This window comes from Brachyspira hyodysenteriae ATCC 27164 (genome assembly GCF_001676785.2).
GTDB classification, from domain to species: domain Bacteria; phylum Spirochaetota; class Brachyspiria; order Brachyspirales; family Brachyspiraceae; genus Brachyspira; species Brachyspira hyodysenteriae.
In genome coordinates this window covers 899,167-921,898 of record NZ_CP015910.2, presented here as the reverse complement: position 1 = coordinate 921,898, position 22,732 = coordinate 899,167, and the positions used below count along the sequence as shown (strand labels likewise).

The window sequence follows — 22,732 nt, the reverse complement described above, 5'->3', positions numbered from 1 at the left end:
AAAAAATAATATAAAAAAGTGAAAAAATTATTATAAAAAATAAAAGCCCCGCTAATATAATAACGGAGCTATAAATATTCTAAACAAATATCATTAGAACCAATATCTGAATCCTACTTGGAATGTTAAGTGTAAGAAATGCTCAATATACCAATGTTTCTCATCACCGAAATGAAGTCCTAATATAGAAAAACCATTACCATCAGCATGTATAACATTAACTACAGGAGCAGGTTCTAAGAAGATTTCCCACTGATTCTTAATTAAGAATGAAAAACCTATAGGCATTCTTAAACCAGCATTAAGAGACCATAAACCATGAGAACCTATTGCAAAATCAGCAGCAAGTCCAGGTCCTAAATAGAAATGTACATCAGACTCTCCAGCTTGTCCCAAAGGTATTTTTAATCCCCACCAATCCATAGTGAGTCCTACACCAAAATATAAATAGCGAGTATCAAAAATATTAGCTACTGCCTGAACTCCAAACATCAAAGGTACTCCGTCAAATTGACCTACTAATGTTAAACCTTGGTTTGGATATCCAAAAAATAAAGAAGCTCCTATTGCAGCTCCATCAGAATAAGCAGCTTGAGCTTTTTTCGGCATAGCAACCACTAAAACAGCTATCATGAGAGATATAAGTGTAAACTTTTTTAACATAATATTCTCCATCTTTAATATATCTAGACTATACTATTTATGTCTAAAAATGTCAATAAGTAACATAATATTATTAAAACTTTTATATATAGATAATAAGAAAAATTACATTAAATATTTTATTTTTTTATTTGCTGTTTAAGATACGCTGATATAAATTCATCAATATTTCCGTCCATTACAGAGTTCATATTTCCGCTCTCACATCCGGTTCTTAAATCTTTTACCATCTGATAAGGTTGGAATACATAACTTCTAATCTGATTGCCCCAAGCTATATCAGTTTTCTCACCTGCTATTTTCTGCTTCTCTTTATCCAATTTCTCTTTCTCTAATTGATAAAGTTTAGCTTTAAGCATTTTCATAGCCATATCTTTATTGTTATGCTGACTTCTTTCTGCCTGACATTGAACAACTATATTAGTAGGTATATGTGTTATTCTAATAGCTGATGAAGTTTTATTAACGTGCTGTCCGCCTGCTCCTGAAGCTCTGTAAGTATCTATTCTCAAATCAGCTGGATTTATTTCTATTTCTATATCTTCATCTATATCAGGCATAACACTAACTGCAACAAATGAAGTATGTCTTTTAGCATTAGCATCAAAAGGAGATATTCTAACTAGTCTATGAACACCTATTTCTGAACGTAGATACCCATAAGCATAAAGACCCTGAACATAAAAACTTATCTGTTTTATTCCTGCTTCATCACCTGGTAATTCATCTGTAGTTTCAACTGTAAAACCATGTCTTTCACAGAATCTTACATACATTCTTGAAAGCATAGAAGCCCAATCGCAGCTCTCTGTACCGCCTGCTCCTGCATTCAAAGTTAAATATGCATTCTTACTATCAAATTCTCCTGAAAACAAATTCTTTGTTTCCAATTCATCAAAAACTTTCTGCAATTCTAAGCATTCTGTTTCCAATTCTTTTTCCATTTCAGAATCATTTGACTCTATAGCCATTTCCACAAGTTCATAAATATTATTAGAATTTTTTATTAGATTTTCTACAGGCTCTATTTTATCAAGAAGAAGCATTCTCTCCTTCATAAGTTTCTGAGCTGCTATATTATCATTCCAAAAATCATCTTTAGCTGATATTTCGTCTATCTCTTTAACCCTTTTGTAAATAGAATCCGGGTCAAAGATACCCCCTTAATATTTCTGATTGTTCTTTAATATTAGATACTATACCTTTAATTTCTGATAATGTCATAAAACGTCCTATTGTTATTACGATATAAACTCGCAGAAAATAGATTATAACTAAAGTTATAATCTGCTTGTTTATATCTTGGGTTATTATTACAATATAAATTAATTAGATTATAACTTACAATAGTTTTAATAAGTTATAATCTAATTTTTATTAATGAATTGTACCAAAATACAATTATTTTTTATATATAATAAAATTTTTTATTAAAAATTATTCTTCTGTAGGTAAAATTCTAGTACCGCTAGATAATTTCAATATATAAACATCAGCATCTCTTCTAGTTCTTTCCTTATAATGGGTGTATAAATTTTCTATAACATTTTCAACTTCAGTTTTCTTAAGAAATAACAAAACTCCTCCGCCAAAACCTGTACCTATCATTCTAGCACCCAAAACGCCATCCATATTCATAGCTTCTTCAACTAAAATATCCAATTCTGCAGTAGAAACTTCATATAATTTGCTCAAACCATCATGAGTTTTAAGTATCAAATTAGCCAAATCCTTAACAGAACCTTTTTTAATAGCTTTAACTGCCTGATTAACTCTATCCTGTTCGCCAGAAACATATAAAGCACGTCTCTGCTCTTTGTTTTGTAAAGTCTCTTTAATAAAATCAGCATCTTTAACTTTTAAATCGGATAATGATTTTAAACTGCTTTTCTTCTCTTTGAGTTTTTTTAATGCATTTTCACATTCTCTTTTTCTTGCATTATATTCACCATCACTAGAAGTTCTCTTCTTATTACTGTTAACAACAGCCATACAATAATCACCTAAATTAAAATCAAAATATTCATATTTAAGTGTTTTCATATTAAAGAAAAATAATGTATTTTCTTTAGCTAAGAATATTGTAACATGATCGCTTAAAGATGTTCTATGTGATGCATATTTTATTTCACCTTCATATGACAATTTTGCCATTTCTATACTATCAACATCTTTAATATTGTTTATATCCAAAGTGGCAAAAGTCAAACAAGCACATAATGAACTAGATGAAGCCAAAGATGTATTAAAAGGCAAATCGGTATATACAAATATATCCATACCATGTATTTTATAGCCTTTTTCTAAAATCACAGAATAAACACCCTTAAAGTAAATAGCCCATTCATCTTCTTTATTCTTTTCTAAATCATCTAATGTAAATGATTTTCTAGCTTTAAAAGAATGTGCATATATATTAACTTTATTATCAGGTCTTTTTCTAGCTACTATATATGTTCCTCTATCTACAGCTGAAGTTATAGTATCTCAGTCTGAATAATCTATAAGTTCTCCTATAACTGTAACTCTTCCCGGAGCAAAATAAAGTTTTGTATCACCTTTATGTCCGAAAACTTCTCTAAATCTCGCTACTATTTTTAAATGTAATCTAGGTATCATACTAAATCTCTCAAAAATTATCTGTTATAAATATCATAAAATAAAAAAAAATCAATAGTATAAATACAGTTATTGTAAAAAAATAATATTTTAATTAAACCATACAGACTATAAATCGTAAATTTTTTTTAAAACTGAAATAAATAATTGTTAAAATCATTGATTTTGATAAAAAACAATAATATAATGTACAAAATATAAATACAGCAGGAGTTAATCTCATGGATAAAACTTTATACAGTAATTATATAAATATATTAAAAGAAGAATTAATACCAGCATTAGGATGCACAGAACCTATAGCAATAGCTTTTGCAGGAGCTAAAATCAGGGAAGTAATAGGAAATATGCCTGAACATATCACTGTAAAATGCAGCGGGAATATAATAAAAAATGTAAAAGGTGTAACTGTACCAAATTCAGGAGGATTAAAAGGAATAGATACTGCTGCAATTTTAGGATTGGTGGGCGGAGATGCCAACAAAAATCTTGAAGTATTATCAACCGTAAAACAAGAAGATATAGAAAAAACTAAAGAACTTTTAAATAGCAAATTTTGTACTTGCGAATTAATAGAAGGAGATGAAAATTTACATATCATAATAGAAGCAAAATATAAAGATACAAATGCTTTAGTAGAAATAAAAAATGCACATACTAATATTACAAGAATTACCAAGAATAATGAAGAATTATTAAATTCTGATAATTCTTCTAGTAAAAAAGAAGAAGATTTAAGAGAAACATTAAATATAAAAGATATACTAAATTTTGCTAATGAAGTTAATATAGATGATATTAAAGATATTATAAAAAGACAAATAGAACTTAACTGTAATATTGCTGAAGAAGGCTTAAAAAATGATTATGGGTCTAGTGTTGGTAAAACATTAATAAAATATTATGGCGATGATATAAGAAACAAAGCTAGAGCTTATGCTTCTGCTGGTTCCGATGCTAGAATGGGCGGTTGTTCTATGCCTGTGGTAACTAACTCCGGAAGCGGAAATCAAGGAATAACAGTATCAATCCCTGTAATAAAATATGCAGAAAATATGAAAGTATCTGAAGAAAAATTATACAGAGCTTTGGTACTTTCAAATTTAATAGCTATACTACAAAAAAAACATATAGGTAAATTATCAGCATTTTGCGGAGTTGTATGTGCTGCTACAGGTTCTGCTTCAGGCATAGCATATTTACATGACTGCGACTATCAAGTTATATGCGATACTATTACAAATGCTTTATGTACAATAGGCGGTATGGTTTGTGACGGAGCTAAGTCTTCTTGTGCTTCAAAGATTGCCGAGGCTGTTGATTGCGGAATATTAGCTTTCAATTTAGCTAGAGATGGAAAAGTATTTAAAGCTGGAGACGGACTTGTTAAGGATGATATAGAAGCTACCATTGACAGTATAGGAAGAATGGCTAAAGAAGGTATGAAAAGTACAGATGTAGAAATACTTAATATAATGATAGATAAATGATAAAAATAATCATCAAAACATTTATATCATTTTTACAATATTTTATATATGTTAAAAAATACAACTTTAACATATATTTTGCATAAGAATTTTATTTTATATAAAAGGTATAATATTAATTATTATACCTTTTATATATTTCCAAATTAATTTCTTTAAAATACATAGTTTTAACAAACAACTAATAGAAATATATGTATTAAATATTGATTTTCTTTAATATATATATAATAATAATATATATAATAATAAAACAGCAATATTTTTTAATACTAGATTTATTTTTAAAAAATTGTATAATCTATTATCATTAGTTTTCGATATATTATGATAATAGATAATTTGTAATAGTTTTTTACATATAAAGAAATATTTTTCATAAGGGGGGTCTTTGATGGCTAGTTTAAGTGACAAAGAAATTAATGCAACTTTAACAAAAATAAGAACAGAGTATGAAAAAGGTGCTGAAAAATATGGAAGTAAAATATATAATGTAAGCAGTTTTAATGATAGATATAGAGAAGCATTACAAAATAGACAAGATTTATCAAATTTTTTAATTGTTGAAATAAAAATTTTAGAAGATATAAAAACTACTTTAAGAGACAGAGAATTAGAAAGACAAAGAAAAAAAGCTGAAGAAGAAAAAGCTAAAGAAAATTCTTTCATGAATAAAGTAGATAATATGATAGAAAAATTCAAAAGTGCCACAGAAAAGTATCCTTTGGAAGATATGCATCCTAAAGCAGACCAGGAAATTTGTCATTTATACGGAGCTTTCAAAGAATTATATAATTGTTTTTCTGTTATAAGGTTCTTTTCATGCGGACCTGCTAGTGATTATGTAGTAGAAACTGCAATAAAAGATTATGATAATCAATTCCAAAAATTCATAATTCCTGTAGGAGAAAATAAAGTACCTCAAATATTTTCTGATTACGTTTTCGCATTAAATAACGGAGACAATTCAAGCAGAGCTGAACAATTCATACTTAAAGAATCAGGTTTCTTCTTGCATGCATTCATTGAAAAATTGACTAATATAAAACAATTAGCTCTTAAAGCAAGCAGTGATGGAGAAATAGTACTTCCTGATTATTTAAATGTACAATCACCTAGAGTATATAAATTCTTTAAAGGAAAAACTAAAGAAGAAATGTATGATGCTACTATAGCTTATGCTAATGCTATGATAAATGATTTCAGGCTGCAAAGTTTCAAAAAAGATGCACGTTAATAAGATAATTCTTATACTTTTTTCATTATTTGCATTATCATTGTATTCTCAAACAAATGATACTTTCAAATATGATAGAAAAAATTTATCTAATGCCTATAGGTATTATAATGCTAAAAACTACAAAAAAGCTGCTGAATTATTTGAATATGAAATTGCAAACTCCCCTATTCTTAAAATAGAATATTTTGAGAATTTAGCTAATTCTTATATGAATCTTAAAGATTATACCAATATGCTTAGAGCAGCAAGAAATGGTATAATAGTAAACAATTTTTCTCCTAAACTGCATTTTCAAAAGGGATATGCTCTTTACAAATTAGGAGATACCAATAAGGCTATAGATTCTATAAGATATTCTTTAAGTTTAAAACCAAATGATGCTTATATGAATAATTTTCTAGGGCTTTTATATTTATATGTTGAAGATTATAAACAGGCTGAATCATCATTTTTAAAAGCTACAGTGTACAGTCCGAATAATGTAGTTTATATGGTAAATCTTGCAGCTACCTATGAAAGAGATAAAAATTTCAGTTCAGCACTTAATACCTATGAAGAGGCATATAAAATAAATCCTAATTACAGAGGATTAAAAGATTCAATAACCAGAAATAAAAATATATTAGCAAGAATATCAGGAAATACAAATATAGCTATTGAAGACAAACTTCAAATAAATACAAATCAGACTAATATAACTTATGATGAAGATGTAGAAGCTAAACCAATAGAAATAGATATAATGGAATTAGCAGCAACAAATACTTCAATTACAAATGATATAATAAACACAAACTCCGTTATAACAAATGATATCATAAATACTAATAACATAATCAATACAAATAATATAATAACAAATACCTCAGCTATAATAGAAACAAACAATACAGCTGCCCAAACCAATGCACAGCAAAATAATAATTAATATTATAATTGATGATATTGATTATATAACAAATTATTGTATGATTATATTATGAGGATTGATAATGCATACTATAAAAAATACATTAGAAGAATATTCTGACAGGAAACTATATCAAAATATTAATTTAGCCAATTACATAAAAATATCTCAAAAATGGGATGATATCATGGGAGAAGTTCTCTCAAAAATATGCTACCCTTCATTTTATAGAAATGCCGTTCTTACAGTAACAATAACAGATAGTGTATGGGCTAATGAAATATTTATGAATAGGAATAATATATTCAAAAATATTAAAAAAGAAACTAATATAGAAGTAGTAGAATTAAAAACTAGAATAGGCGAAGTTAACAATAGAACAGTAGAAAATACAAATAATAAAGAAATTAAAAAAGAAGAAAAAGAATTAACTAAAGAACATAAGGAATGGATAGATAATACAATAAAAGAATCCGGAATAAAAGATGAAAGAATGAAAGAAATATTTGCTAATATATTGAAATACGAGGATAATGATGATAGATGATGTATTTATAAAGAAGCTTGTTCTTGAATATAAAGCTACAAGAAGTATTGAGGCTTTAAAAGAGATTAATGAACATTTATCTAATTATATTTATAATTATCCTAGAAAAGTTTTCGGAGTATTTCATGATGATGCTTTAGAATTTTACTCATATTATATAGAAAGAATAGATAATATAATAATAAAATATAATGAAACAGATGCTAAATTTATCACTTGGTTCACATATACATTAAGAAGTAATTATTTAAATTTCATAGATCATAAAAAAAGAAAAGATAAATATAAAAAACAGGAAATATCAATAGATGCCCCATTATGCGGTAAAGATGCATTAACCTTACATGATGTACTTTATGACAGTAAATCTTATGTTATGAATGAATATTCAAATAATTATAATGAAAGTAATATTGAAAAACTTTCACTCAATATGTTTAACTATATAGAAAAAGAATTCAGCGACAGAGATTCAATAGCATTTTTTATACATAATCTAGAATTATTTATAAATCTTATAATACAGCCATTAATGAAATATTTTAATATAAATTATGAAGAAGCATATTCAATAATAGAAAAAGCAAGAGCAACATATATAAAAAAATATAATGAAATAATAAAACAGCAGGATAAAATAGCAAAAATAAATGCACAAATAGAAATCAATAATAAAAGAGGACTTTTCACCGTGCATTTAGCAAGTAAAAAACAAAATTATATTAAGAAACTGCATTCTATAAAAATAAATGTTCCTTATGAGTTTATAGCAAAACTTTTAAATATTACAAACAATGCAGTTACAAAAATTATAAATAAAATAAAAGCTAGCTTAAAAGAACATTTTAATAATTTATCGGATTTATAATATGGGCAAATATAATTATACAGAAGAAGAAATTATAAACTATGTTAATGGTATTAAAGTATCTGATGACTTTTTACAAGAGTTGGAATCGAATGCCGATTTGCAAAGAGAAGTAACTTCCCTTAAAAATGATTTATTTCTTATGGAAAATATAGAAGATTCAGATATGTTTAAAGAATCCAAAATAAAACCAATTATCAATATAAAAGACAGTATAATTGATTATATGATTTATTTCAGTAAATTAACTCCATTAGCTTCTAGAGGAGAAGATGATAGTAAAGTCAAAGATATTTATGTTTATAAAAATATAGAGATATATAAAAATAATGACGGATACTATATTAATATAAGTAATATAAAAAATTGGTGTGTAATAGAATATAATGGTGAGAAAATAATAAATATATTCGGACAAAAAGATAACTACTCTTCAGAATTAAAAAACGGAAATTATAATATAAAAGTTGATAATAATGAAGTGTCAATAAATATAGAGTAAATTAAATAATACTAAATATATCATATAAAAATAGGAAATATTTTAATTATGTCAGAAATATGCAAATGGGCTAAAAGCGAAATAGAAATTAAATATCATAATGAAGAATGGTGTAAAATTTGCCATGATGAAAGAAAATTATTTGAAATGCTGATACTTGAAAATATGCAGGCAGGATTAAGTTGGAAATGTATATTAGATAAAAGAGAAAATATGAGAAAGGCATTTGATAATTTCGATTATAAAAAAATATCTAAATACGATAATAAAAAAATAGAAGAACTTTTAAATGATAAATGTATTATAAGAAATAAAAGAAAAATCAATGCTCTTATAGTAAATGCAAATAAATTTATAGAAGTACAAAAAGAGTTTGGAAGTTTTGATAAATATATTTGGTCTTTTACTGAAGGAAAACAAATAGATAATAAATTAGATGATGAAAGCCCGCTTCCGGCAAGAAATGAATTATCAGATACTATAAGTAAAGATATGATAAAAAGAGGATTTAAATTTACAGGAAGTATAATAATTTACAGTTATATGCAGGCTATAGGAATTGTAAATGATCATTCAATTAATTGCAGCTACCGTAACAAATAATAAAAATTAATTAAAATATTGACTAATAATGTAAAAAAAGCTAGAATAAAAGTATTATTTGAGTAAAATTATGAACAAATATAGTAATTTAAATTTTAAAAAATCATCTATAATTTTTATAAAAGACCAAAGTCCCAAAAATACTTTTTATATAATAACAAAAGGTAAAGCTATATCTTATGGAGCTTTAAATTATAGTGTAGAGTTCAAAAAAGGTGATATATTAGGTTTAATAAATACTGTACTCAATGAACCTTACTTCTATAATATTAAAGCATTGGAAGATATGGAAGTTATGGAATTAAATTTAAATGAAATAATTAATACAAAAAATAAAGATTTAACAGTAAAAATATATAAATATTTAAATGCATCATTAGAAACTTGGCTTGGAAGATATTATTTACTAATATCAGAAAGTAAAGAGATTATTAAAGGAAAAACAAAAGAAGAAATACTTAATATGGCACATGTTTACAGAAAAAACGGATTTGATCATGCGGCATATAAACTATATAATGAATACCTAAAAAGATTTCCAGATGATGATGATGAAAATATTAATGATATAAAAGAAGAATTATCCAATATAGAACCTATTGATGAACCTTTAGAAAAAAAAGACAATGTATTTCATTATAAAAAAGGATATTGTTTATATACAGAATTAGAAGGAAGCGATAAATTATATATAATAAAATCCGGAAAAATAGGTATATATAATGTTGTCAATCTACATCAAATCACAAGAAGTATATACTCTAAAAATAATATAATAGATGGATATAATCCTGTTTTGGAATATCAGCCTTTATCCACTTCTGCAATTGTACTTGAAGACTCTGTAATAAAAGTTTTAAAAAAGGAAGAATTATTAAGTATAATAGAAAATGATAATTCTATAAAACTTTATTATATAAAAATGTTAAGCATGAAGATTAGAAATACAATATTAAAAATAATAGCAATTAATACAGATGATATATCTGCCAAATTATTAATAACATTATATTATATTGTTAAAACAGAGAAATTACCTAAAAATATTGATTATATGAACCTGCCGTATAAAATAAATGATATAAAAACTATACTGAATCTGAAGAATGATGAAATTATAAAGAAAGAATTAAATAAAATAAAAGCAATATCAATATCAGATGATGACCATATAAATGTAACAGATATAAAAAGCTTTATGATAGAATATAAAAATGCTATTAACAGAGTAACAAACATGTATCATCATACATAAAAATAATTGAAAAATTATTTCAGTATTGTTAAAATAATTAAAATAATATTTTACTTTTTATATATTTATAATTTTTATAATTAAAGAATAGAATACATTTTAGGAGTTTTAAATGCCTACTTTAAAAACAAGCATATCAGGAATCAGAGGAATAATAGGAGATGGTTTAGATATAAAAGCTGTAGTTGATTATACTTCAGCATTTGCATGTCTTTTTCCAAAAAAAGCAAAAATTTTAGTAGCAAGAGACACAAGAATAACAGGAGAATCTATATTAAATGCAGTTGTATCAACATTAACTGCATCCGGTATAAATGTAATAGATATAGGTATAACTCCTACACCTACAGCTCTATATATGGTAGAAAAATTAAAAATACATGGCGGTATAATGATATCTGCAAGTCATAATCCTATAGAATGGAATGCATTAAAACTTATAGGAAAAGGCGGACATTTCTTAGATGAAAAATCAGTTAATGAAGTTATTAAACTTTATGATAAAAAAGCATCAAGATTCGTTAAAGCATTAGAAACAGGTACTTATGAAAAGATAGATAATGCTATAGAAGAACATATTAAAAGAATATTAAGATGGATAGATGCTGATAAAATAAAAAAGGCTAATTTCAAAGTTGCATGCGATTATGTTAATGGTACAGGATTATTTGCTACTCCTCCCCTACTTAAAGCATTAGGAGTAAAAGAAGTTTCTATAAACAAAGAACATACAGGAAAATTCGCTCATATTGCTGAGCCTTCTGCAGCAAGTATGAAAAATTTATCTGATTTAGTTAAAAAAAATAAAGTTAATATAGGATTCACTCAGGACCCAGATGCTGACAGACTTGCATTAGTTCTTGATGACGGTACTATTGTAAGCGAGGAATATACTTTGGCTTTATGTGCTAAATATTTATGGCTTGTTGGCAAAGGAAATGCTGCTGTAAACTTATCTACTTCAAGAATGATAGATGATTTAGCTAAGGAAAAAGGATATTCTGTTGATCGTACAAAAATAGGAGAAATAAATGTTTCTTCTCATGTTGTAAAAAATAAATTATACTTCGGCGGAGAAGGAAATGGAGGAATAATAGTTCCTGCTGTAACTCCTGGAAGAGATTCTCTTTTGGGTATAGCATTAATATTAGAATTAATGGCTAAAACAGGAAAAACTATTACTGAACTTGTAAATGAAATACCAAAATATGAAATAGTTAAAGAAAAATTGGAAGTATCTAAGATAGATGAAGATAAATTCTTAAAACAAGTTAAAGAAGAGTATCCTAAAGCTAAAATCACAACTATTGACGGTATAAAAATAGATTTGGAAGAGGGGTGGCTTCATGTACGCTCATCAAATACAGAGCCTATAGTAAGAATTATTGCTGAAGCTAAAAGTAAAAAAGAAGCTAAGGAATTAATTACTTCTGCTATGAATATGATAAAGGGAGTAAAAACTGCTGTTAAGCCTGCAAAAGAAACAAAATCTAAAGAAGTCAAACCTAAAAAAGAAGTAAGCAAAAAAACTAAAAAATAAATACTATTAATTTAATAAAATAAAGAACTCTGGAAAATTATCATTCCAGAGTTTTTTTATAAAGCTAATATAAACGATAACATTATTTAAATAATTTTTACCTTATAAAATAAAAATTACATACTTCGACTTTTAAACCAAAAAAGTCGAAAATTTTAAAATGATATTTTTAGCTTGACAAATTCAATATATTTTGTTTTAATATATCATATATTTAACTGATAAAATTTTTTTTTGTTATATTTTATATCTTTATATACTTCAAAAAGGGTAAATATGGACTTAAATCTTAAAAATAAAACAGCTATAGTAACAGGTTCAAGCAGAGGAATAGGAAAGAAAATAGCAGAAACTCTTGCTAAAGAAGGAGTTAATGTTGTAATCACTGCTACAAACTTTGAAAAAGCCTCTCAAGTTGCTGAAGAAATAAAATCATCTTTCAATGTAGAAACCTTAGCATTACAGCATGATGCAAAATCAAGCGAATCATGCAAAGAAGTAATTGCTAAAACAATAGAAAAATTTGGTTCTATAGATATACTTGTAAATAATGCAGGTATTACTAAAGATATGTTAGTTCTACAAATGGAAGATAATGCTTGGAATGATGTAATATCAACAAATCTTTCAGGTACTTTCTATATGTCTAGAGAAGCAGCTAAATCTATGCTTAGAGCAAGAAAAGGCAAAATAATAAATATATCAAGCGTTATTGGAAAAATGGGAAATGCCGGACAGGTTAATTATTCTGCTGCTAAGGCTGGTATTATAGGAATGACAAAATCTATGGCTAAAGAATTTGCACCTAGAAATATATGTGTAAATGCAATTGCTCCAGGATTCATACAAACTGATATGACAGGAGTTTTACCTGAAGATACAGTAAAAGGAATTATGAGCATTACACCATTAAAAAGATTAGGTACTCCTGAAGATGTATCTAACTTAGTATTATTTTTAGCCTCAGATATGAGCAGTTATATCACAGGAGAAGTAATAGCTGTTGACGGCGGAATGTCAATGTAATTATAAAAAAGTATATAATGTGTTTAAAAACACTTTATTAATAAACAATATACAATTTAAGGAGAATTAAAAATGGCATTAATCGATGAAATTAAAGATGTTGTTGCTAATCAATTAAACATCTCAGACAAAAGTAAAATCACTGATACAGCTTCTTTCGTAGATGATTTAAACGCTGATTCACTTGATTTAGTAGAATTAATCATGGAATTAGAAAAACGTTATGAAATCAAAATTCCTCAAGAAGATCAAGAAAAAATCAAAAATGTAGCTGATGCTGCTAAATACATTGAAGAACATAAAAAATAATTATACTATTTAAATTTCCCGTAAATAGAATTATGTCTTTTACGGGAAATTTTTCGATATAGTTCAAAATCATAGGAGTTTTATATATGAGTGAACGTAGAGTTGTAATTACGGGGCTTGGAATAGTAAGTTCGCTAGGAAATGATGTAAAAACATTTTGGGATAATTTGCTTAATGGTGTTTCAGGTATCAAAACATTAAGTAAATATTTCGATCCTGAAAAAGAGCAGCTTATTACCAAAATCGGTGCTGAAGCTTTACCAGTTGAGGGCGACTATTATTCTGATAAAAAAATGTTAAGAAGATTAGACCCTTTTATTAATTTTGGAATATATGCCGCTCATCATGCATTTAAGCAGGCTGGTATAGAACCGAAAACAGGCTTTGATCCTTTAAGAGCCGGTTGTGTTCTTGGTAGCGGTATTGGCGGTATGACTACTCTTTTATCTAACCATCAAGTTTTACTTAATGACGGACCTGGCAGAGTATCACCTTTCTTTGTACCTATGCAAATAATCAATATGACACCTGGTTTAATATCTATGGAATATGGTATGAACGGACCTAACTACAGTACAGTTACTGCATGTGCTTCTTCAAACCACTCTATAGGTTTAGGTTATAAACATATTAAAGATAATGAAGCTGATATTATGGTAGTTGGAGGTTCTGAAGCTACTATAAATCCTCTTACTATAGCTGGTTTCAATAATGCTAGAGCTTTATCTACTAGAAATGATGATCCTGCTAAAGCATCAAGACCTTTTGATAAAGGAAGAGACGGATTTGTTATAGCTGAAGGTGCTGGTATATTAATACTTGAAGAGTATGAACATGCTAAGAAAAGAAATGCTAATATACTTGCTGAAGTTTGCGGTTATGGATTTACTGCAGATGCTAATCATATCACTGCACCTTTAGAGGATGGTGCTATGGGAGCAAGAGCTATGTCTTTAGCTATTGAAAGTGCTAAGATTTCACCTGATAAAATCAGCTATGTTAATACTCATGGTACTTCTACTCCTGTTGGAGATATTGCTGAAATCAAAGCTATTAAAAAGGCTTTAGGCGAAGATCATGCTAAAAAAATAAAAATTAATTCAACAAAATCTATGACAGGACATGCTTTAGGAGCTGCAGGCGGTATAGAAGCTATTGCCACTATTATGAGTATGATTGAAGGTAAAGTTCACCCTACTATCAATGTAGAAGAACAAGATCCTCAATGTGATTTAGATGTTGTTGCTAACACTGCTCAGGATTATAAAATAGAATATGCTATAAGCAATTCTTTTGGATTCGGCGGTCATAATGCTTCTATAGTATTCAAAAGAATATAATTAATATTTTAATAATAAAAGAAAAGCCCTATTTAATTATAAATGGGGCTTTTTATTTTAACATTTTTTTAATAGTAGAAATGTATTATACTCGTTTAAAAACTAATAAATTTTATATTTAAACACTTTTTTCAATTAAATATTTATCTTCCAAAACTTTCAAAGGCTTGCTGGCTAATTTCGCTATAAAACCTACAAAGATTGCTGCTATTATAGTACCTTCCCTAACCCCTTCTAAATGTCCTAAATATATTAAAATAGTAGTTAAAGAAATTAATACTAATGTAACATCAAAAGCTATTTTTGTATTTCCAAATTTAAGATTAAATATTTTAGATATAGCAAGCACCAAACCTTCACCTGGAGTAGTAACCAATTTTGCCATAACCTCTATACTTACTCCCAAACCAACCAATAATATACCTATAATACATAAAATCCATTGCTGAAAATAATTTGTATATGCTATGTCTTTTATTAAATATTGAGAAAAATCTATCATTATACCAAATAAAATAAGAGCAGGTATTTGAAAAAGCTGAAATAAATCATATTCCTTTCTTAAAATAACTATTTGCAATATTATAAATAAAATATTAATAATAATTGTAGTTTCTCCAACAGAAAGTCCTGATATATAGCTTGTAACATAAGGTACGCTTGAAATTGGAGAAGTACCTAATGATGCTTTAATTGAAAATGCTATTCCCAAAGACATCATATAAAGCCCTATCAAAAATATAATACATCTCTCAATAAAATGATTTTTAAAAATTTCTTTTTTCATTATTCGACTCCGTTATCTGTAAGTGATTTAGATATTTCTATTAATAAACTTTTAAGTTCTTCCTGTTTATCTTTTGGTATATTTTTTATTGCTTTATTTTCTATTCTATCAAAAATTTCTAACATACACTTTGAATACTCTTTACCTTTCTCGGTCAAAGAAACATAAAGGGATCTTCTATTTCCTTCATGCTGTTTTCTTTCTATAAGTCCTGATTTTTCCATACCTAATAATATACTTCCAACTGTAGTCTGCTCTATTTCAAGATAATTTGCTATAGTTTTTTGATCTGCTTCTTTAAATTTAGATAAAAAATACAAGACTTTAGGCTGTCCCGATGTAAGTCCTATTTTATTTGCCTCATGCATTACTCTACGTGCAAATATAGAATTAGTTTTCATTAATAAATAATGTAAATCTTCCAATAGTAAGTATCCTTATAATGAGTAAACTTATTATAATAATACTCATTATATATCAATATACAAAAAAGTCAAACTAAATATACCCTATATAAGTATATTTAAAAAAATTAAAAAAGTTATTGACTTTTAATAAAGTTAGAGTATACTAATCATATAAACAAATCATAAAATAAGCGAGGTAAAACAAATATGTCAGTACAAGAATTAAAAACAGATAATTTTGAAGCAGCTATAGGCGGAGATAAAGCCATATTAGTTGATTTTTTCGCTGAATGGTGCGGACCTTGTAAAATGCAGACTCCTGTATTACATAAAGTAGCAGATCAATATGCTGATAAAATGAATTTTGGTGCTGTTAACGTTGATGAAGCAGAGGAAGTTGCTGCTAAATACGGTGTTCAGTCTATACCTACTTTAATGGTATTCAAAGGCGGAGAACTTGTTAAAAGAGCTGAAGGTATGAAAAATGAAGCTCAATTAAAAGAATGGTTAAAAGAATATCTATAAATAAAATATTTCGTTTTTAGCCTAATTTTATTAAAAATTAGGCTTTTATTTATTCTAAATTGATATATAATTCGCAATTATATTATAAAAATTTCAAGGTATAATATATGTTAGGAACTAATAATAAATTGCTAGAAAATATATCAAGTGAATTCAATATAGAAAATGATGAAGCTGAAAACATCATTCAAAAATTATTCTCAAAAATAACATCATCTATTCTAGATAAAAACAGATTCTATATTTATAAAGTTGGTATTTTAAGCTTAGATCAAAACAACAATATTACATTGAATACTGAAGATGAAAATTTTGATGAATCATTAGAATCTCTTAATGTTACAAATAATAATATAAAAAATATTTTTTTGGAAAAATCAATATATAAAAGCATATGTAAAAATATAGCAGATATATTAAAAGAAGAAGATATATATATAAAAAATTTCGGAACTTTTTCAAAGAATAATTTTGAAGCAGATAGTTATCTAAAAAATAAAATAAAAGAATTAGATAATAATGAAATAACAGAAGATATATTGGATGAATTGGATTCTCAAATAAAAAATAAAAAAATTAATTATCAAGATGAAAAAGAAGAAATTGAAGAAATAGTTGAAGTTACTGATGAAGAAAATAAAGAAGAAGAAAATAAATCTATAGATAACAATGTTGTAGGAAACATATGGAAAAATTATAATTCAATAGATTTAAATAGTATGATAAAAAATTTAAATGAAAAAGAAGATAAGAAAAACGACTCAGAAGAAACAGTAGTAGAAAAAAAAGAAGAGAAAGAAGAAAAAGATAATATATCCGATAATAAAAATAACGGTTATCCTGAAATGAAGGAATATTCTAAAGAAGAATTATTAGATATTAATCATTTTGATAAGGAAGATTTAGAATCTAACATTTCCGTTAATAATGAGGAGGATAAAAAAGAAACAGAAAATATATTATTAGAAGCAAATATACAGAAAGAATTATTAAATAATAAAGAAACACTAAACACTAATATTAAAAAATCAGGAAAGAACACTATGGATAAAAACAATGTAAAAAGAAAAAATGTATTACTTGTAGGTATTATAAGAGTAATTATAATAATAATAGTAATATTTATAATTGGAATAGCATCATCAATATACTATAACAGCAATAAAATAATATCAAGTAATCGTATAGAAAATAGAAAGCTTTATGATATAGTTAATGAATATTTCAATGAAATAGATTCTGCCAACTTATCATATGTTACTTCAAAAGATATGTATTATTGGGATATAGCAAAAACTTTATACGGAGATGCTACATATTGGCCTTTAATATATGCTTATAATAATGATAAATTCAAAATAAGCAATGTTATAAGAAAAGGAAGTACTATATCATATAGAAATATTCCAGATTTTTACTCTATAAGAGAGATAAGATACTTAAATAATACATTGTCAAAATCTTATATATATGTTTATCCTATATTAACAAATGATAATAAATATAATCATGCTTTATGGGCTTTAAAATTGTCTGCATATTATGATTTGAATGTATTTAAAAACAATTCAAATATAATACCAGAAGAAACATATACAGAAATATTAAATAATAATAATACAATAACTACTACATATAATGAGCTTATAAAATACGGTCAATTAAATGAAAATATGGTTTTATCATTATTTGATATAATAAAGGAAACATTAGGAATAAAAAAATGAAAGTTGTAACTACAGAGGATATAATTAATATAGATAAAAAAACAATAGAAAAAATTCCTTCCATACTTCTTATGGAGCATGTTGCTAGTGAAATTTTCTATCTGCTTGTTAAAAGACATAGAAAATTATTATATACAAAAACTGTTTATATTTTCTCATCTGTCGGAGGAAATGGAGGAGACGGACTTGCTATAGCTAGATATTTAATAAAAAATGGCTATGATGTAAAAATATATATCACAGGAAATCTTGACAGAGTTAATAAAGATACATACTCTAACTTTAATATATTAAAATCTATGAATATAGATATTAATTATTTAGGAAGCGAAGAAGATGCCGTATCAGCTGCAGAAAATATAGAAAGAAAATCAATAGTATTAGATTCATTATTTGGTACAGGCGGAAACAGACCTTTAGAAGGAATACAAAAAGCTCTTATAGATAGTTTGAATAAATTAGATGTTCTTAGAATAGCAATAGATATACCTTCAGGATTAGTTTCAAAAATAAATGATAATGACAATGTATATACTTGTTTTAAAGCACATGAAACATATACTATATGCTTCGCTAAAGATATATTCTTTTTATACAGAACAAGAGAATATATAGGAAAATTATTCATAATAAAATCAATATTCCCAGATGAAATATTAGATAATTGGGGATATAAAGCTAAACTTATAGATTATAATGAAAAAATAAATATAAATAGAAACTCTCTATACAGCAAAAGAGAACAAGGAATGCTTGCTATAGTAGCAGGAAGTGATAATTACATAGGGGCTGCTGTTCTAGCTGTAAATGCTGCTTATAGATTGGGTGTAGGATACATAAGATTATATGTACCTAAAGGCATAATAAAAAATATAAGAGACGCCATAATGCCTTCTATGCCTGAAATTGTTATTATAGGAGTTGGAGAAGAAAATCAAAAATTCTTCACAGAAAATGACATTGAAATAGTAAATGATATTAATAAAAGCGATGCTTGTATAATAGGTTCTGGTATAGGCAGAGATATGTCTACAGAAATTTTTGTAAATACTATATTAAAGCAAATAAATATACCTACTGTTATTGATGCTGATGCTTTATATTTAATGTTTGAAAGCACTCTTAATGAACTTAATAATAATTTTATAATCACTCCTCATATATATGAATTTGAAAAACTTACACAGATAAATCATATAGAGGTTTTAGAAAATCCTTATCAGGCATTATTAATATACAGAGAAAAAACTAATGCCTCAATAGTATTAAAAGATGCTGTAAGTTTCCTAATGTATGAAAATGATATATATATAAATTATAACCCTAGAGAATCTATGGGAAAAGCAGGTATGGGTGATGTTTTTGCTGGATTTATAGGTGCTTTGCTCGCTAGAAAACTAAATATATTAGATGCTTCAAAACTAGCATTGATAATACAGGCTAAATCTTTTAATATATTATCAAAAAAATTCGGAAATGATTATATTCAGCCTAAAGATTTGGCAAATATTTCATATAAAATACTAAAAAGGATATAAATTTGCCTAGAGAAGTTTACGACCCTAAACAAAAAGAATTAGAATTCTACGCTAAAAGAGAGGTAAAGCCCCCTGCTCCTAAAAGAGAGGTAAGCATATTTGCTAGAAGATGGTTTATGTTTTTATACGGAACTTTCCTCACATTAGTTGTAATTGGTATGCTTTTATATAAAAAAGGATTCTTTAATAATATACCATTATTTGAAGCTTTAAAGCCTAAAACAGATGTTATAGTAAAAATTAATAATGCTGAATTCGTTAATGATGCAGTAATTACAACTATAGAACTCGAAAATTCAAATTATACTAATTCTGAAAGTATAGAAACACTAAGAAGTTATTTTTCATTGTACAAAAATAGAAAATTAATATTTACAGGTAATCGTTCTTTTAATAATATAAGATTCCCAGTAGGTCAAAGAATAGGATTCAATTTAAGCTTTGATAAAAATTATTGGAAAGAAGCTAATAAACTAGAAATAATACTGCAATTTGACAATAATCTAGTCAAAACAAATAGTATAAATACCAGAAAAATTAAAGTAAAACAGTAATATAATTAACAAATAATTAAAAAAATAATATTCTGCAAATGAGCTGAGACATTCTAATATTCTATTTAATCTAATAAAATTCTATTTATTGATTAGAAACAGTATTTGTATTTTCTATAGGAGCAGCAGTATTAGTAGGAGCTGTTAATGGAGCTGCAGGCTGCTGTTGCTGAGTAGTAGTAGTATTTGCTGGAGTATTTGTAACATTTTCAAAAGCAGTTTTCTGAGTACTTATAGCAACAGATATAAGCAATGCTCCTACTACAAATATAGTAGAAAGAAAAGTAGTAGCCTTGCTTAAAGCATTTCCTCTTTGACTGCCCAAAACATTAGCCTGAGCACTTGAAAATAAACCTTCTGCTTTACCGCCTTGTATAATGATTATCAATATTAATAATACACATATTATAGAATAAACTATGATTCCTAAAGTTAGTAAAGCGTTCATATATATTTTCCTTAAAATTAATTTCTTATATCATAAATACGATTTTGTTGCTAAAAATTATATCATTATACAAAATATTTTTCAAGCATAAAACTCTTAATTTTATTTGAGAAACATGATATTATGTAAATAAAAAAAATATTTTTATTAGTAAATTTAAATTTTTTCCGTTAATACTAATAAGGATTATAATACATATAATGGCAGGTACTTTATAATGGCTGTAAAAAAGACAGATATTAAAAAACAGACTACTAAAAAAACTTTAGACACTAAAAAAACTGCATCAAAAAAAGCAGAAGAGGAAAAAACAACAGGCAGAATTTCATATAAAGAATTGTCTGAAGAATTGAAATTAAAATTACAGCAATCCGAAGAGAAAATAGCTGAACTTAATAAAAAATATAAAAAAGTAGTAGATATACAAAAAAAGAAAATAGAAGACAAATATAAAAAAATAATAGAAGATTTAGAATCAAAAAAATCCATACCTGCTAGAACACAAAGTAATAATGCTGAAATAAATAAACTTCAAAAAAGATTGGAAAAATTAGAAAAAACCAATCAGAAATTGGAAGAAGAAAAAAGAAAAATAGAATTAAAAAATGAAGAATTAAAACAAAAAGCAAGAGAAGCATTAAAATCAAAAAGCGAAATTTCTTCAAAAACTGCTAAAACAGACAGAGAAGCTCTAAAAGAAATAAAAGCATTAAAAGAACAATTATTAGAATCAGAACAGGAAAAGAAAGAATTAAGAGCAAAATTAAAAGAAGCTGTAGCAGATTTAAAAAATGCTAAGAAAAATACAAATAAACTATCAAAAGAAGATAAAGAACAGTATAAAGAAAATCTAAAAATATTAAAACAGATAGAAAAAGAATCAAAAGCATTAGATAGAAAAAGAGAACTTCTAAAAAAAGAAGAAGAAAAACTCAAAGAGATAAGAGGCGACATAAAAAGTTCTGCTAAAGATATAGCTTCTACAATGAGAAAAAGTTATATATCTGCTGAAGATGAAGATGAAGAAGGCGGTAGCGGCAATTTATTATCAAATATGGATGCCAAAACAGAAGAAGGTATTACTAAATTAGCTACTTTATTATGTGCTGCTATGGATGATTATAGAGAGCAGAAAGAAAAAGAAAGAGAAGAAGCTGAACTTGAAGAAAAATCAGAAGTTGTATCCGTTTTATCTGAAGGAGAAGACAGATTAAATAAAGCTTCTGAAGAATTAGAAACTCTTGTTGAAAACAGATTGGAAGATTCAGAAAGCACAAAAGATGAGAATTTAAGTAAAAGACCTTTCACTATCATCGATAAAATAGAAAACAGCCGTGTAGAAATTAATGAAGGATATACCCCTCCTCCAGGAGGACAATCTATAGTAGGATCTCCTGACTCTACTCAGCAAATAGGACAAGCTCCTCAAGCTCAGCAGCCTAATATCACTGTTAAAGTTGAAGCTCCTAAAGAAAGTGCTAAATTGGCTAAGCCTGAATCACAATTAAGACCAGCCAGTGAAACACCTACTATGAGAATGAAGCTCTTAGATGATATAGATGATTATGAAAAGAAACTTGTAATCACTTATGGTTTTGATAATATGCCTGAAAATACTTATTATTCTAAATACAAAAGAATATTAAGAAATGCTGCAAGAATAAGTTTATTTGGTAATTTACAGGAAGGACTTGAAATGTTCAAACTTATAAGAGATCAGAATATACCTGATGAATATAAGCAGATGATAGATAAAAATATACAAGATATCACTTACTATTTAAGAGGATTACATAGAGTTAGAATGGAATAAATAACAGGATAAAAAATAATA

At 26.5% G+C, this 22,732-nt stretch carries 24 protein-coding genes; 17 read left to right on the top strand and 7 right to left on the bottom strand.

What is annotated here, in order from left to right:
- Window positions 1–93: 93 nt before the first annotated feature.
- From BHYOB78_RS04180 to BHYOB78_RS13715, 4 genes are all read right to left on the bottom strand, one after another.
- Window positions 94–663: a hypothetical protein gene (locus BHYOB78_RS04180; RefSeq protein ID WP_020064108.1), complete on the bottom strand. Its 570-nt coding sequence runs from the start codon at window positions 661–663 to the stop codon at window positions 94–96.
- 119 nt (window positions 664–782) lie between these two features.
- A protein-coding gene (gene prfB / locus BHYOB78_RS04175) for a peptide chain release factor 2 (protein ID WP_101638620.1) occupies window positions 783–1,887 on the bottom strand; the annotation gives its coding sequence in 2 pieces (ribosomal slippage) (window positions 783–1,814 and window positions 1,816–1,887; 1,104 coding nt in all).
- Between the two features lie 213 nt (window positions 1,888–2,100).
- A complete protein-coding gene (locus BHYOB78_RS04170; RefSeq protein WP_437123968.1) occupies window positions 2,101–3,000 on the bottom strand; it encodes a galactokinase in 900 nt (299 codons plus the stop codon).
- 150 nt (window positions 3,001–3,150) lie between these two features.
- Entirely contained in the window at window positions 3,151–3,282 is a 132-nt protein-coding gene (locus tag BHYOB78_RS13715; protein ID WP_244269317.1) for a galactokinase family protein, read from the bottom strand.
- Between the two features lie 221 nt (window positions 3,283–3,503).
- On the opposite strand from BHYOB78_RS13715, the gene BHYOB78_RS04165 reads away from it, so the two are divergent.
- The 12 genes from BHYOB78_RS04165 to fabF all read left to right on the top strand — a co-directional run bounded on the left by BHYOB78_RS04165 (window position 3,504) and on the right by fabF (window position 14,912).
- Entirely contained in the window at window positions 3,504–4,772 is a 1,269-nt protein-coding gene (locus tag BHYOB78_RS04165; RefSeq protein ID WP_012672131.1) for an L-cysteine desulfidase family protein, read from the top strand.
- Between the two features lie 394 nt (window positions 4,773–5,166).
- The gene (locus tag BHYOB78_RS04160; RefSeq protein ID WP_012672130.1) at window positions 5,167–6,009 is read left to right on the top strand and encodes a hypothetical protein; all 843 of its coding nucleotides are present in this window, start codon (window positions 5,167–5,169) and stop codon (window positions 6,007–6,009) included.
- Window positions 5,969–6,940: a tetratricopeptide repeat protein gene (locus BHYOB78_RS04155; RefSeq protein WP_020064109.1), complete on the top strand. Its 972-nt coding sequence runs from the start codon at window positions 5,969–5,971 to the stop codon at window positions 6,938–6,940. The genes BHYOB78_RS04160 and BHYOB78_RS04155 overlap by 41 nt, the downstream gene beginning before the upstream one ends.
- A gap of 64 nt (window positions 6,941–7,004) precedes the next feature.
- The gene (locus BHYOB78_RS04150; RefSeq protein WP_012672127.1) at window positions 7,005–7,469 is read left to right on the top strand and encodes a DciA family protein; all 465 of its coding nucleotides are present in this window, start codon (window positions 7,005–7,007) and stop codon (window positions 7,467–7,469) included.
- Window positions 7,459–8,337, top strand: a complete 879-nt coding sequence (locus BHYOB78_RS04145) for a sigma-70 family RNA polymerase sigma factor (RefSeq protein WP_012672126.1) — start codon at window positions 7,459–7,461, stop codon at window positions 8,335–8,337. The genes BHYOB78_RS04150 and BHYOB78_RS04145 overlap by 11 nt, the downstream gene beginning before the upstream one ends.
- Before the next feature lies 1 nt (window position 8,338).
- Window positions 8,339–8,839 (top strand): hypothetical protein, encoded by a 501-nt coding sequence (locus tag BHYOB78_RS04140; protein WP_020064110.1) that lies wholly within the window; start codon window positions 8,339–8,341, stop codon window positions 8,837–8,839.
- Between the two features lie 48 nt (window positions 8,840–8,887).
- A complete protein-coding gene (locus tag BHYOB78_RS04135; protein WP_020064111.1) occupies window positions 8,888–9,442 on the top strand; it encodes a DNA-3-methyladenine glycosylase I in 555 nt (184 codons plus the stop codon).
- Window positions 9,443–9,512: 70 nt separating this feature from the next.
- The gene (locus BHYOB78_RS04130; protein ID WP_020064112.1) at window positions 9,513–10,697 is read left to right on the top strand and encodes a cyclic nucleotide-binding domain-containing protein; all 1,185 of its coding nucleotides are present in this window, start codon (window positions 9,513–9,515) and stop codon (window positions 10,695–10,697) included.
- A 112-nt stretch (window positions 10,698–10,809) separates the two neighbouring features.
- The gene (gene glmM, locus BHYOB78_RS04125) at window positions 10,810–12,237 is read left to right on the top strand and encodes a phosphoglucosamine mutase (RefSeq protein WP_020064113.1); all 1,428 of its coding nucleotides are present in this window, start codon (window positions 10,810–10,812) and stop codon (window positions 12,235–12,237) included.
- 276 nt (window positions 12,238–12,513) lie between these two features.
- On the top strand, window positions 12,514–13,263 hold the full coding sequence (gene fabG, locus BHYOB78_RS04120) for a 3-oxoacyl-[acyl-carrier-protein] reductase (RefSeq protein WP_012672121.1): 750 nt from the start codon (window positions 12,514–12,516) through the stop codon (window positions 13,261–13,263).
- Between the two features lie 72 nt (window positions 13,264–13,335).
- Window positions 13,336–13,572 carry an acyl carrier protein gene (gene acpP / locus BHYOB78_RS04115; protein ID WP_008724300.1) on the top strand — a complete coding sequence of 79 codons (237 nt, stop codon included), beginning with the start codon at window positions 13,336–13,338 and terminating at the stop codon, window positions 13,570–13,572.
- Window positions 13,573–13,658: 86 nt separating this feature from the next.
- Window positions 13,659–14,912 carry a beta-ketoacyl-ACP synthase II gene (gene fabF, locus BHYOB78_RS04110; protein ID WP_020064114.1) on the top strand — a complete coding sequence of 418 codons (1,254 nt, stop codon included), beginning with the start codon at window positions 13,659–13,661 and terminating at the stop codon, window positions 14,910–14,912.
- Window positions 14,913–15,030: 118 nt separating this feature from the next.
- On the opposite strand, the gene BHYOB78_RS04105 is transcribed toward fabF, so the two are convergent.
- Together BHYOB78_RS04105 and BHYOB78_RS04100 are read right to left on the bottom strand one after the other, a co-directional pair.
- The gene (locus BHYOB78_RS04105) at window positions 15,031–15,699 is read right to left on the bottom strand and encodes a YczE/YyaS/YitT family protein (protein ID WP_012672119.1); all 669 of its coding nucleotides are present in this window, start codon (window positions 15,697–15,699) and stop codon (window positions 15,031–15,033) included.
- Entirely contained in the window at window positions 15,699–16,100 is a 402-nt protein-coding gene (locus tag BHYOB78_RS04100) for a MarR family winged helix-turn-helix transcriptional regulator (RefSeq protein WP_012672118.1), read from the bottom strand. The genes BHYOB78_RS04105 and BHYOB78_RS04100 overlap by 1 nt, the downstream gene beginning before the upstream one ends.
- A 213-nt stretch (window positions 16,101–16,313) precedes the next feature.
- On the opposite strand from BHYOB78_RS04100, the gene trxA reads away from it, so the two are divergent.
- From trxA to BHYOB78_RS04080, 4 genes are all read left to right on the top strand, one after another.
- Window positions 16,314–16,631: a thioredoxin gene (gene trxA, locus BHYOB78_RS04095; RefSeq protein WP_012672117.1), complete on the top strand. Its 318-nt coding sequence runs from the start codon at window positions 16,314–16,316 to the stop codon at window positions 16,629–16,631.
- Window positions 16,632–16,738: 107 nt separating this feature from the next.
- Window positions 16,739–18,358, top strand: coding sequence for a LysM peptidoglycan-binding domain-containing protein (locus BHYOB78_RS04090; RefSeq protein WP_020064116.1), 1,620 nt, complete (start codon window positions 16,739–16,741; stop codon window positions 18,356–18,358).
- Window positions 18,355–19,896 carry an NAD(P)H-hydrate dehydratase gene (locus tag BHYOB78_RS04085; protein ID WP_020064117.1) on the top strand — a complete coding sequence of 514 codons (1,542 nt, stop codon included), beginning with the start codon at window positions 18,355–18,357 and terminating at the stop codon, window positions 19,894–19,896. Before BHYOB78_RS04090 ends, BHYOB78_RS04085 begins: the two co-directional genes overlap by 4 nt.
- A 2-nt stretch (window positions 19,897–19,898) precedes the next feature.
- Window positions 19,899–20,450, top strand: coding sequence for a hypothetical protein (locus tag BHYOB78_RS04080; protein WP_020064118.1), 552 nt, complete (start codon window positions 19,899–19,901; stop codon window positions 20,448–20,450).
- 85 nt (window positions 20,451–20,535) lie between these two features.
- Here the strand turns inward: BHYOB78_RS04080 and BHYOB78_RS04075 are convergent, their stop codons facing one another.
- Window positions 20,536–20,898 (bottom strand): preprotein translocase subunit SecG, encoded by a 363-nt coding sequence (locus BHYOB78_RS04075; protein WP_020064119.1) that lies wholly within the window; start codon window positions 20,896–20,898, stop codon window positions 20,536–20,538.
- Between the two features lie 217 nt (window positions 20,899–21,115).
- Between BHYOB78_RS04075 and BHYOB78_RS04070 the strand changes: the two genes are divergently transcribed.
- Complete coding sequence (locus BHYOB78_RS04070) at window positions 21,116–22,711, top strand: coiled-coil domain-containing protein (protein WP_012672112.1); 1,596 nt, start codon at window positions 21,116–21,118, stop codon at window positions 22,709–22,711.
- The last annotated feature ends 21 nt before the right edge of the window (window positions 22,712–22,732 follow it).